Origin of the sequence: Hamadaea tsunoensis DSM 44101 (assembly GCF_000428945.1) — a bacterium.
GTDB classification, from domain to species: Bacteria; Actinomycetota; Actinomycetes; order Mycobacteriales; family Micromonosporaceae; genus Hamadaea; species Hamadaea tsunoensis.
On sequence record NZ_AUAX01000018.1, the window covers coordinates 261,348 to 272,926 of the forward strand.

9 protein-coding genes are annotated in these 11,579 nt (G+C 69.3%); 6 read left to right on the forward strand and 3 right to left on the reverse strand.

Translation table 11 applies throughout. The features are described from left to right. Positions 1–44: 44 nt before the first annotated feature. Both G401_RS0125155 and G401_RS0125160 read right to left on the reverse strand, forming a co-directional pair. Positions 45–659 carry an AAA family ATPase gene (locus tag G401_RS0125155; RefSeq protein ID WP_027344659.1) on the reverse strand — a complete coding sequence of 205 codons (615 nt, stop codon included), beginning with the start codon at positions 657–659 and terminating at the stop codon, positions 45–47. A gap of 44 nt (positions 660–703) precedes the next feature. Next, positions 704–1,408 carry an AAA family ATPase gene (locus tag G401_RS0125160; RefSeq protein WP_027344660.1) on the reverse strand — a complete coding sequence of 235 codons (705 nt, stop codon included), beginning with the start codon at positions 1,406–1,408 and terminating at the stop codon, positions 704–706. Positions 1,409–1,861: 453 nt separating this feature from the next. Here G401_RS0125160 and G401_RS48280 point away from each other — a divergent pair, with 453 nt between their 5' ends. Beyond that, positions 1,862–2,692, forward strand: coding sequence for a helix-turn-helix transcriptional regulator (locus G401_RS48280; RefSeq protein WP_051367130.1), 831 nt, complete (start codon positions 1,862–1,864; stop codon positions 2,690–2,692). Between the two features lie 4 nt (positions 2,693–2,696). On the opposite strand, the gene G401_RS0125170 is transcribed toward G401_RS48280, so the two are convergent. Then, a complete protein-coding gene (locus tag G401_RS0125170) occupies positions 2,697–4,976 on the reverse strand; it encodes a helix-turn-helix domain-containing protein (protein WP_034592999.1) in 2,280 nt (759 codons plus the stop codon). A gap of 450 nt (positions 4,977–5,426) precedes the next feature. On the opposite strand from G401_RS0125170, the gene G401_RS48285 reads away from it, so the two are divergent. From G401_RS48285 to G401_RS48290, 5 genes are all read left to right on the forward strand, one after another. After that, positions 5,427–6,509, forward strand: a complete 1,083-nt coding sequence (locus G401_RS48285; protein WP_084557585.1) for a DUF4185 domain-containing protein — start codon at positions 5,427–5,429, stop codon at positions 6,507–6,509. Positions 6,510–6,624: 115 nt separating this feature from the next. Next, entirely contained in the window at positions 6,625–7,920 is a 1,296-nt protein-coding gene (locus G401_RS0125180; RefSeq protein WP_245601833.1) for an ABC transporter substrate-binding protein, read from the forward strand. Between the two features lie 72 nt (positions 7,921–7,992). Beyond that, the gene (locus G401_RS0125185) at positions 7,993–8,949 is read left to right on the forward strand and encodes a carbohydrate ABC transporter permease (protein ID WP_245601834.1); all 957 of its coding nucleotides are present in this window, start codon (positions 7,993–7,995) and stop codon (positions 8,947–8,949) included. Positions 8,950–8,968: 19 nt separating this feature from the next. Continuing rightward, the gene (locus G401_RS0125190; protein WP_027344664.1) at positions 8,969–9,790 is read left to right on the forward strand and encodes a carbohydrate ABC transporter permease; all 822 of its coding nucleotides are present in this window, start codon (positions 8,969–8,971) and stop codon (positions 9,788–9,790) included. Beyond that, a complete protein-coding gene (locus tag G401_RS48290) occupies positions 9,787–11,208 on the forward strand; it encodes a mannitol dehydrogenase family protein (protein ID WP_051367132.1) in 1,422 nt (473 codons plus the stop codon). Before G401_RS0125190 ends, G401_RS48290 begins: the two co-directional genes overlap by 4 nt. Positions 11,209–11,579: the final 371 nt, after the last annotated feature.

Below are 11,579 nucleotides of genomic sequence, written 5' to 3' on the forward strand. Positions count from 1 at the left end.
GAGCACGACAGCGTGCCCGGCGTTCGTCGGTGTCGTACGGCTGGTCAGTGCGCCGCCTTCGGCGCCGGTACGCCCGGCAGGCTGAGCACCTGGTCGAGGCGCTCCTCGACGCTGCCCTTGACGATGTGCACGGGCAGCCCGAGGGTGTCGACGATCTCCAGCATGAGCTTGTCGGACAGGACCCGGAAGTACTCGCTGATCGGGTCGTGGCCGTCCGGCAGCGGGCGCTCGTTCGGGCAGTGCACGATCAGGTCGTAGCCGGCCCGGGCGTGCGCCTGCGCCAGTAATCCGACCTGGTCCACGACCTCCTCGAACACCGCGGTGGGCGCCGGCCGGGCGATGTCGCCGAGTTCGGTGGGCGGCTGCGGGTAGCGGCCGACCGAGAGGCGTACCTTGCTGTAGACCCACTCGTGCAGGATCGAGCCGTCCGACAGGAACCCGGCGGGCGCGGCCGCCTCCTCGACGGCCCGCTCGGCGTAGCGGCGGACGGCCAGCTGGATCAGTTCCGCCTCGGTCGTCTCCTCGAGCGCCTTGGGCACGCCGCCGGCCGGGTCGCGCATCGCGCTGCCGTGCGTGCGGGGCAGGCCGAGCAGATTGGACAGTTCGGTGGTGAGCGTCGTCTTCCCATTGCCGTACGCGCCGACGAACGCGATTCGCATAGTGCCCTCTCCCTCTGTGGTGGCTGGTGGGCCGGTGGCTGGTGTCAGTGCACCGGATCGGCGGCGCGTTCGAGTTCGCCGCGCATGTCGATCAGGGCGTACTCCGCCTCGGCCAGCGCGATCGCTTCCTCGATGCTCACGACCGGCTTGAACTTGAAGATATCGATGATCTTCTCCAGCCGCTCGGCGACGGTGCCGCCCGCGGTGTAGACCGGGATGTCGAGCTCGACCAGCGTCTTGAGCAGGAGCTCCTCGGCCAGCTGGCGGAACTTCTCGTTGACCGGGCGGTGGCCGTCCTCGACGATCGGGAACTCGATGGGCAGGTGCACGAACGCGTCGTACGCCGCCTTGGCGTGCTGCTTGGCCGGTACGCCGATCTGCCGCATGACCTCGGCGTAGAACCGGATGTCGTCGGGCAGTTCGATGGTGTCGAGGTTCACCGAGTCGTTCGGGTTGATGCCGACGGCGACCCGCACGGTGGCGTAGGACCACTCGTGCAGGGTGGAGCCGTCGGAGATGAAACCGTCGGGCAGGTGGCTCTCGGCCACGGCCCGCCCCTGGTTGCGCCGGCAGATCAGCATGATGATCTCGGCGCCGTTGCACTCTTCGAGGGTCTTGCCGGGCACCGAGATCGGCAGCAGTTCCCGCATGGTCAGCGCGGAGGTGCGCGGTACGCCGGTGAGGTGCGCGACCGCCATGCTGGTGAGCGTCTTGCCGACCGAATAGGTGCCGGAGATAGCCAGTCTCAACGTGTCCTCCTGCTGGAATCGCTGTGGATCGGCGAAAGGTGAATCGGCGAAAGTGGACTGACGGTCGCGACCCGTGAGACCCAGCATCGCAGCGCCCGCCGGGGCGGCCCAGCCGCCAGCGTCAACAGCACGCACGGCACCATGTGTGGCACCAACAGCCGGCGGGGCTCCGGTTAAGTCTTTGTAAGATAGATCATCCGTAATATATGGCGAGTTCATGGGTTTTCTGGCATTTGTCCACGCGCGACTTGCCGGTATTGCGGGAGTTCAGGGGGTACCGGGGGAAGGTGAGCTGACGAACGTACGGTCACCGACGTCAGTTGCGGTAACCGACCGTGGAAGTGATACACACGAATGGTTATCAAGGCTGGTCGTCCTGAGTGGACGTCATGTGCGCCGATGCCATGACGACTTACTCCGGCGGCGAAGCACGACGACAAAGCGGGGTACAAGATGGACCAGAAGCGTTCCACCGTCGCCGATCGCCGGCTCAACGAACTCGGTAGCTTCCTGGCCGCCCGGCGGGCGGAGGTGACGCCTACCGAGGTAGGCCTGCCACACACCGGCTCCCGCCGGTTACGCGGCCTGCGCCGGGAGGAGGTCGCGATGCTCGCGGGGGTCGGCGCGTCCTGGTACGCCTGGATCGAGCAGGGCCGGGCCAAGAACGTCTCGCCGAGCGTCCTGTCGGCCATCGCGAACGTGCTGCGGCTCAACGAGGCGCAACGGCAGTACATGATGCGCATGGCCGGCTACGCGGCACCCGTCGTGCCCGGCCGCACCGCCGTGGTCGACCACGAGCTGACCGGTCCCGTCGTCGACAGCTTCCTGCCCAACCCGGCGTACTTCCTCGACCGCTACTGGAACATCGTGGCCGCCAACGTGGCGGCCCGGCGGCTGCTCGACGTCGACGGGCCGTGCAACTACCTCGACCTCCTCTTCGGGCACCCGGCCTCCCGCGAGCGCTTCCCGCACTGGGAGCACGAGGCGGCCGAGGCCGCCGGCCGGCTGCGCGCACAGCGGGCCGAACTGCTCGACGACCCGGTCTTCGAGGCGCTCATCCGCCGGCTGCGGGCCAAGAGCCCCGCCTTCACCGAGGTGTGGGACCGGCACATCGTCAGCAACGAGGCCGCGTCGGTGCAGACCCTGCACCATCCCCAGCTCGGGCGCGTGTCGCTCCAGCAGCTGTGGCTGCAGATCGCGGCGTACCCGGGGTTGCAGTTGGTGCTGCTGCATCCCGGCGTACGCGAATCGGCGGGCCGGGGGACGTTGCGCGCCGCGGCCTGACGGCTCACGACTGCGGGTCTCCGCGCCGACCCTCAGCCGCGAGGCTCTGCTGGAGCCGGGTGTGGCGGAACTGGTAGACCGCGCCGGACTGGCGCAGCACCCCCCGCCGGTAGGCATCGTCCAGAAAGGACATGGGGCGCCACGGTAGGCGGCCGGTCAGCGGCAGCCAGACGCGGCCGAACACGATCCACTGACCCCAGGCCGTGAAGGCGAGCACGTAGGCGAGCCCGGCGCTCAGCCCGCCGACGACGCCGATGGTGAGGCCGGCGCCGAGACTCCATTCCATCGGGCCGAGGAGCGGCTGGAGCGCGGCGCGTACCAGCCATCCGCCGCCGACGATCGTGCCGACGAACGGTGGGAAGAGCACTGCGACCTGGCGCAGGACCGTGGTGCGGTTCATCGCCAGCAGGCCGGCCGGGTCGGGGGCGGCGATCAGGTCCGCGGGGGAGTCCAGCGCGGCCGCGGCGGCGAACACCAGGCCGGCCGCGACGCCGAACAGGATGCCCATGAACAGCGCGTCGACGAGGCTGTAGCGGACGAGGTCGGCCACCGTGACACCGGCCGCCCGGCCGTGCAGCACCGCCTGGGTGAAGATGAGCGCCGGGCCGAACGCGATCCCGACCGCCGCGCCGCCGAGCACGCCGGCCGCGCCCCGGCGCAGGACTTCGCGCGCGTCGCGATACGGCAGGCCGGCCAGGCGCAACCGGAACCGGCCCGGCGCCGGGCCGTCCGGGCGGCGGGCCAGCAGGACCAGGTAGACCACGCCCAGCGGAATCCCGATGACCGGGCCGACCAGGAGGCCGTCCAGCGCCGCGGCGCGCAGGCCCGCCACCGGGCCGCCGTAGCCGACCACGTCGAACGGCAGCACCACCAGGCCGTCGACCAGGGCGGCGGCCAGCGTGGCGACCAGGGTCGTGACGATCACGCGTACGCGCAGGGGCAGGGTGGCCGCCAGCTGCCACCAGGCCAGGTCGGCGGAGCCGCGCCGGTGCAGGTGCCGGGCGAGGTGGCCGAGCCAGCCCGTGGCAGCACGGGCGTTCCAGTGCGCCTCGACCGGCCCCGGCCGCCCGTAGACCGCCGGGGTGAAGGCGGCCAGGAGGTGCTCCTCGATGGCGTACGCGGAGGGGAACCGGTCACCGTCCATCAAGGACGCCGGGTCGGCGCCGGGCTCGTCGCTGTAGACGGTGCGGGCCAGGGCCACCATGAGAGGCGTACGCAGCGTGGCGGCGAGCCCGCCACCGGCCGCATCGTCGAGGGCGGCCAGCACCGGGGACCACGGCGTACCGGATGTCGGGCGGGTGGTGCGGGGCAGATAGGTCACGACCTCGGCCGCCGCCAGGTCGCACAGCTCGATCCCGGCGGCCGCGGTGAGGACGCCGCCCGTCGCGACGGCGTCGGCGTACTGGTCCGGGCGGCTGGTCAGGACGAGCGGCATCGGGGTGGCGCTCAACGCGCGCAGGGCCGCCGCGCGCAGGCCGGGTGCGAGTTCGTCGAAGCCGTCCAGGACCGGCAGGACGCGGTTCGCCTCGACCAGCGCGGCCGCGTACGTGCGGCCGGTCGGCGTGCGGGCGGCCAGGCCGGGGTGGTCGCGCAGCAGCCGGCCGATGAGCCAGTCGCGCAGCGGTTCGGCGGCCGGGTTCCAGGAACCGATGCCGAAGACGACGGCCACCGGATCGGCGGCGGTACGCGTACGCGCGTGCTCCAGCACGAACCGGATCGCCAGGACGGTCTTGCCCGCCCCGGCTTCGCCGAGCACGACCAGCCGCCCGGACGGTACGCGGCGGTGGACGGCGGCCACCTCGTCGAGCGTGCCGGCCAGGTCGAGCGGGTCGGCGTCGTCCTCGCGTACCTTCCGGATGCTGTCCCAGAAGTCGATGAGCCGATCCGGCGCGGCCCGCCAGCGTACGCGCAGCGGGAACGGATCGTGCAGGCGCTGCTGCTCCTCCTCGCGCTGCCAGCGTGCGGACACCACCTGGGCGAGCTGCCCGGCCGCCTCGGCCAGACCGTCGCGGTCGGCGGGCGCCGGTTGCGGTCGCGGCTCGGCGGCCGGCTGCGCCTCGACCGCCGGATCCGATCCGGTCAGCAGCCGTCGGCGCTGCTCCGGGGCGAGGTCCAGCGCCTCGGCGATCAGGTTCATCGTGCCCAGCCGCGGATCGACCGGCTCGCCGCGCTCCAGCCGGCGGATCGTGCGGACGCCGACGCCCGAGCGCTCGGCGAGCTGTTCCTGGGTCAGCCCGGCGGCCCGCCGCAGTTCCCGCAGCGGCGGCCTCGGCTGCGGGTCCACCCGGCGCCTCCCCAGGTACGCGGTCTGATGTGGACGAGTTTACCGGACCGGCCAGGTATGGCCGGTCGCCGACCTGGTTCCCGGTCCGGCCGCGCGCCCACGATGACCGGCGCTGTACGCGTACACGTGAACTGAGGGAGGGATGACCTTCACCGACCGGTCGGTGGTCACCCAGGAAGACCAGCGCACGGGCGATCTGAAACCTTGCTTGCAATCGGTTTCGTAGCCGTAGCGCAGCGCGAACAAGATCTGGCAGCGCTTGTTGGGCACTCCTTGACGAAATCGATTGCATCGTGTTCACTACGAGCCAATCGATTCCCGACCGGAAGCGAAGGTCACATGCCGGACATGCGTACGTCATCGGTCCACAACGGCTGGACGCGGTGGAGTGCGGCTCTGGTGGCGGCCCTCGCTCTGGCGACGACGGCGTGCACACACCGGGGAGCGGACATGACGGATGCTGCACCGGGGCAGTTCGTGCTCACCGGCGTACGCGACGTGACGCGGGTGGCGCAGCTGACCGGGCCCGACTCGGCCAACGCGACCGACCGGTTCGAGGTCGCCGGGCAGGACCTGGGATCGATGTTCGAGATGGACGGCAAGACGTGGTTCGTGTTCGGCGACACCTTCGGCCGCCGCGAACCGGGACTCACCGGTGGCGGTGGCGAGGAATGGCGGTCGAACACGCTGGCCTGGTCCACCGACACGCGGCTCGAGGACGGCATCCGGCTCGACGGCTACATCGCCGACGAGCGGGGCCGGGCCAAGGAGCTGCTCTCCTCGGAGAAACTCGACAACACCGAGATGACCGTGATCCCGACCTACGGGTTCGCGGCCAACGGCGCCATGTATCTGGCGTACATGTCGGTACGCCACTGGGGCGAGCCGGGCGAGTGGGAGTGCAACGACTCCGGCCTCGCCAAGTCCGTCGACAAAGGACGGACCTGGACCAGGCTCGCCGCCCCCACCTGGAGCGGCGAGAGCAACTTCGTCCAGGTGAGCGTGGCCGAGCACGACGGCGACCTGTACTTCTGGGGCGTCACCCACGGGCGGTTCGGCGGCGTTCGGCTCATGAAGGTCGCGGTGGCCGAGGTGGAGACGCCGTCGGCGTACCGCTACTTCACCGGCACCGGTACGAACGGTGAGCCCGTGTGGTCGCCGGACCAGGACGCCGCCCGGACGATCGTCGACGACACGGTCGGCGAGCTGTCGGTGGTCTGGAACGGCTACCTCTCGCGGTGGCTGATGACCTACTCCAACGGCGGCGACGGCGGCACGAGCCTGCGCGAGGGCGTGACGCCGTGGGGCCCGTGGAGCGAGGCGCGAACGCTCGTCTCGAAGGCGGACGTTCCGGGCCTCTACGCGCCGTTCCTGTCCCCGGTGGCCGCGGCGACCAGCACCAGCACCATCTACTTCACGCTCTCGGTCTGGGATCCGTACAACGTTTACTGGTATAAAGCTGATCTTGTCACCGCCTCCGGCGGCAAGGGGGCGCCGTCGCGGACGGCGTCGCAGGTCAGCGAGGTTTCTTAGGGCTGTACGCCCGCAGTTCGTCCTGCAAGATGTCGGCACGGTTCGGCGACGAGCCGCAGGAGGAGGAAAAGTGCCCAACAGACGCAATGCGATTGCAATGGTCATATCGGCGGTGATGACGGCTTCACTGGCGCTCACCGGATGCAGCAGCGGTGACGGTGACGGCAGCTCGAAGAACGGCACGACGACGATCACCTTCTGGCAGCAGAAGTTCGAGGACTACCAGCAGGCCTGGTTCAAGAAGCAGGTCGACGCCTTCAATGCGGCGCAGACCAAGGTGAAGGTCAACCTCCAGGTCGTGCCGGCCGACACCTGGGCGCAGAAGCTCAAGGCCGCGCAGGCCGCCGGCAGCGCGCCCGACGTGCAGACCACCAACTACGGCAACATCAACGCCGCCGCCGCCAACGGCGAACTCGCCGAGCTGGACGGGCTCCTGCCGGCCTCGGCGTTCGACGACATCAAGGCGAACGTCAAGAGCTTCGTCAGCGCCAACGGCAAGCACTACGCGTACCCGATGCTGGTCGAGCCCTCGACGGTGCTCTACTACCGCACGGACCTGGCGCAGGCGGCCGGGCTCGACCCCAAGAGCCCGCCCAAGACCTGGGCCGAGCTGATCACGTGGGCGCAGAAGCTGACGACCAGCAAGGTCAAGGGCATGACGATCGCGTCGGCCGCGGCGGACCTCGGCTGGTCGAGCTGGGGCCTGCAGTACAACGCCTGCGGCCACCTGCCCGTCGCCGACGACTGGTCGAAGGCGAACGCCACCGACGCGTGCTACGAGCAGCTGCTGCAGTTCTACAAGGATTTGTACCAGGGCGGCTACATGCCGAAGACCCCCAAGGTCGGGTACGCCGACGGCTCGCCCTACGGCAGCGGCGAGGTGGCCATGATGGCGGGCGGCTCCTGGGTGGTCGGCCAGCTGAAGCAGACCTTCCCGGCGATGATCGCGAAGACGGCGGTCGCACCGTTCCCGTCGATGGACGGCGACGCGACCAAGCCCACCGCCACCCTCGGCGGCTGGACCCTGACCGTCGACGCCAAGTCGAAGAGCAAGCAGTCCGCGGCGGACTTCGTCAACTGGCTGCTGGCCGGCGACCCGTCGATCATGACGGACTTCTTCAAGGCGAGCGGGTACTCCAAGTACACCGTGCGCACGTCGGTGGACCAGGCACTGGCGGGCAACGCCGACGCCACGTCCGACCCGTTCATGAAGGTCATCTCCGACCAGGTCGTGCCGTACGGCAAGCAGGAGCCGGCGTACCCGTGGGACATCGCGCTCGCGTTCGGCACCGCGATCGAGAGCGCCATGAAGAACACCGCGAGCGTCCCCGACGCCCTCAAGAAGGCCGATTCGCAGATCAACGACGTGATCAAGAAGCAGTCGCTGGCCGGAACGCAGCCGCAGCACTAACCTGTACGCCCTGGTGCCCGGGGACGCGGTCGCCGCGTCCCCGGGCCTGGACTCGGATTGCGAGGGATCGTCGTGGCGTTGCTCGAATCGGCGCGAACCGGACGGCTGCCGGCGGAGACCGTGGCCCACGGCAAGCCGCGCCGGCGCGGAAAAGGGCGGCGGGACAACCTCACCGCGTACCTGATGATCGCGCCGATGGCCGTCCTGCTCGGCATCTTCGTCATGTGGCCGCTCGCGTACTCGCTGTACCTGAGCACCTTCAAGATCAGCTTTTACAAGGATCCGCAGTTCGTCGGATTGCAGTTCTACCAGTACGTCCTGGAGAGCACCGACTTCTGGCACTCGATCTGGATCGGCCTCTACTACGCGCTGATCGTCGTGCCCGCCGGAATCCTGATCGCGCTCTTCCTGGCCAGCTTCATCAAGACCCTGAGCAAGCGGATGGCGGCCTTCATGAAGGTGACCATCTACCTGCCGGCGGTGGTCTCGACGGTGATCGCCTCGGTCCTGTTCACCTTCATGTACCAGGACGAGGGCGTCGTCAACTGGATCCTCGGACTGATCAACAAGGCGCCCGTCGCGTGGCTCAACGACCCCGACTGGGCCCTGCCGGCGATCGCCGTACCGGGCATCTGGCTCGGGTTCGGCATTACGACGCTCATCCTGCTCGCCGCGCTGCTGGACATCCCGGAGAGCTACTACGAGTCCGCGATGCTGGACGGCGCCGGGTTCCTGCAGCGGCTCTGGTACGTCACCGTCCCGCTGCTGCGCAACGTCCTGCTCTACCTGTTCGTCACCGGCTTCACGCTGGCCATCCAGATGCTCGACCTGCCCCTGATCATGACGAACGGCGGCCCGACCGGCGCGACCTCGACGCCCAACTTCTTCATCTTCAACAGCTTCCGTGACATGACCCCGTACGCGACGAGCTTCTCGCTGACCGCGTCCCTGCTCCTGTTCGCGGTGCTCGGCCTCATCTCCGTCGTCATCTTCCGGTTGATCCGGTCCGACAAAGCCGTCGACGGCTGACCGGAAAGGGGAACCAGCCATGTCCGAACCCCTCGTACGCAAGTCCGCCAAGGCCGTCCTGGTCGCGCTCATCACGATCAGCGTCATGTTCCCGCTGGCCTGGATGGCGATCGCCGGCTTCAAGGGCCGGGAGGAGGTGCTGCGCTCGCCCTTCCAGTTCTTCCCGGACATGTGGCGGTGGCAGAACTACGCCGACATCCTGCGGGACGGGCAGTTCTCCCGGGCGATGATCGTGACGTTCGTCGGCGCGGTCGTCTTCACCGTGCTGAGCCTCGTCGTGAACTCGATGGCGGCGTACGCCTTCGCCCGGCTGGAGTTCACCGGCAAGCGGTTCTGGTGGGTCTACTGCATCATGCCGATGTTCATCCCGGCGATGGCGATCCTGCTGACGTCGTTCGTCGTCGTGACCAAGCTCGGCATGCTGAACACGATGGCCGTCCTCATCGTCCCGGGCGTGGCCTCGGCGGCGCAGATGTTCTTCCTCCGCCAGTACTACCTCAACTTCCCGGTCGCGGTCGAGGAGGCCGCGATGATCGACGGCGCGAACCGCTGGCAGATCTTCACCCGGGTGTTCCTGCCGCAGTCGGCCGCCCCGTTCGTGGTCGTCGGCATCGGGTCGTATCTTGCGTACTGGAACGCCTACGTGTGGCCGATCCTGACCATCACCGACCCCGACCTCACCCAGATCATGCAGTTCCTCGGCACCTTCCGGTCCGAGCGCGGCATCGACTGGGGGCTGCTGATGGCCGGATCCACGCTCGCCTCCCTGCCGACCGTCGTGCTGCTGCTCGTCTTCCAGCGCTACATCGTCAGCGGCGTACGCATCTCGGGGATCAAGTGACCGTCCGGCGGCCGGCGTACGACCGTGGCGGGGTGCGTACCGGCATCGTCCACTTCGGAGTCGGCGGGTTCCACCGGGCCCACCAGGCGGTGATCCTGGACGACCTGATGAACGCCGGGCTCGCGGACGACTGGGGGATCTGCGGGGTGGGCGTCCTGCCGGGTGACGCCCGCATGCGCGACGCGCTGGCCGCCCGGGACCACCGCTACACGCTCGTCCTCAAGCACCCCGACGGCACCCGCGAGGCCCGCGAGATCGGTTCCATCATCGATTTCCGGTACGCGCCCGACGACCCGGACGCCGTCGTCGAACAGCTCGCGGATCCCGGCGTACGCATCGTGTCGCTGACCGTGACGGAGGGCGGCTACCACGTCGACCCGACGACCGGCGAGTTCGACGACGGCGACCCGGCCGTCCAGCACGACCTGCGGCCGGGCGCGGTGCCGGTGACGGCCTTCGGCTTCCTCGTCGCCGGCCTGGTCCGCCGCCGTGCCCGGGGCATCCCGCCGTTCACGGTGCTGTCGTGCGACAACATCGCGGGCAACGGCGGGGGGGCCCGCCGCATGGTGGCCGCCTTCGCCGCCCGCCTCGACCCCGAGCTGGGAACCTGGATCGCCGCAGAGGTCGCCTTCCCGAACTGCATGGTCGACCGGATCACGCCCGTGACGACCGACGCCGACCGAGCCGAGATCGCCGCGGAGTTCGGCGTCGCCGACACCTGGCCGGTGGTCGCCGAACCGTTCCGCCAATGGGTCGTCGAGGACGACTTCCCGCTCGGCCGGCCACCCTTCGAAGAGGCCGACGGTGTGCGGATGGTCGCCGACGTCGAACCGTACGAGCTGATGAAACTGCGCCTGCTCAACGCCTCCCACCAGGGCATGTGCTACTTCGGCCACCTCCTCGGCCACCGGTACGCGCACGAGGCCGCCCAGGACCCGCTGATCGTGAACCTGCTGACCCGGTACATGGACGAAGAGGCCACGCCCACCCTGCATCCCGCACCCGGCGTGGACCTGGCCCGCTACAAGGCGACCCTCCTCGAACGCTTCGCCAACCCGCACGTTCGCGACACGGTCGCCCGCCTCTGCGCGGACTCGTCCGACCGGATCCCCACCTGGCTCGTCCCGGTCATCCGGGCGCAGCTGGCCGCCGGCGGCCCGATCCACCGGTCCGCGGCCATCGTCGCGAGCTGGGCCCGCTACGCCGACGGCGTGGACGAGCAGGGCACCCCGATCGACGTCGTCGACCGGCGGCGGGACGGCGTCATGGCTGCCGCGATCCGCGGCGATTTCCTGGAACAACGCGACCTCTTCGGCGACCTGGCCGACAGTCCACGTTTCGTCGCCGCGTACCAGTGGGCGCTCGACTCCCTCCACACGTCGGGTGCGCGGGCCACGTTGGAAGCTCTTCTTTCCTGAACAAAAGATCATATTCATGTCCCGGGTTCGTCGATCTCGCCTCCGCTCCTCGCGCGGGAGACCGTTCCGGCCCTGGGGGGCCTCCACTGCCAGGTTTCTGGGGCGACGCATCGTCCGCCGTCGCCCGCTCACCGTTTCACCCTCCACCCCGGACTTTGTCGCGACCGTCCGACTCGTGCGCGAGGGTAGCCGACGATCTTGCGCGAATGCCCCGAATTTCGTCCTGTATACCCTAAGTGCCCGGACATTCGCGCAAGATCGTTGGTCGCCGGGAAGATCAGAAGATCGGGGCCACCATCCGGCCCTGGTCGGCCCGGACTTTGTCGCGACTGTCTGATATGGACGATCGACGGGGTCGGCGTGGCAGCCTC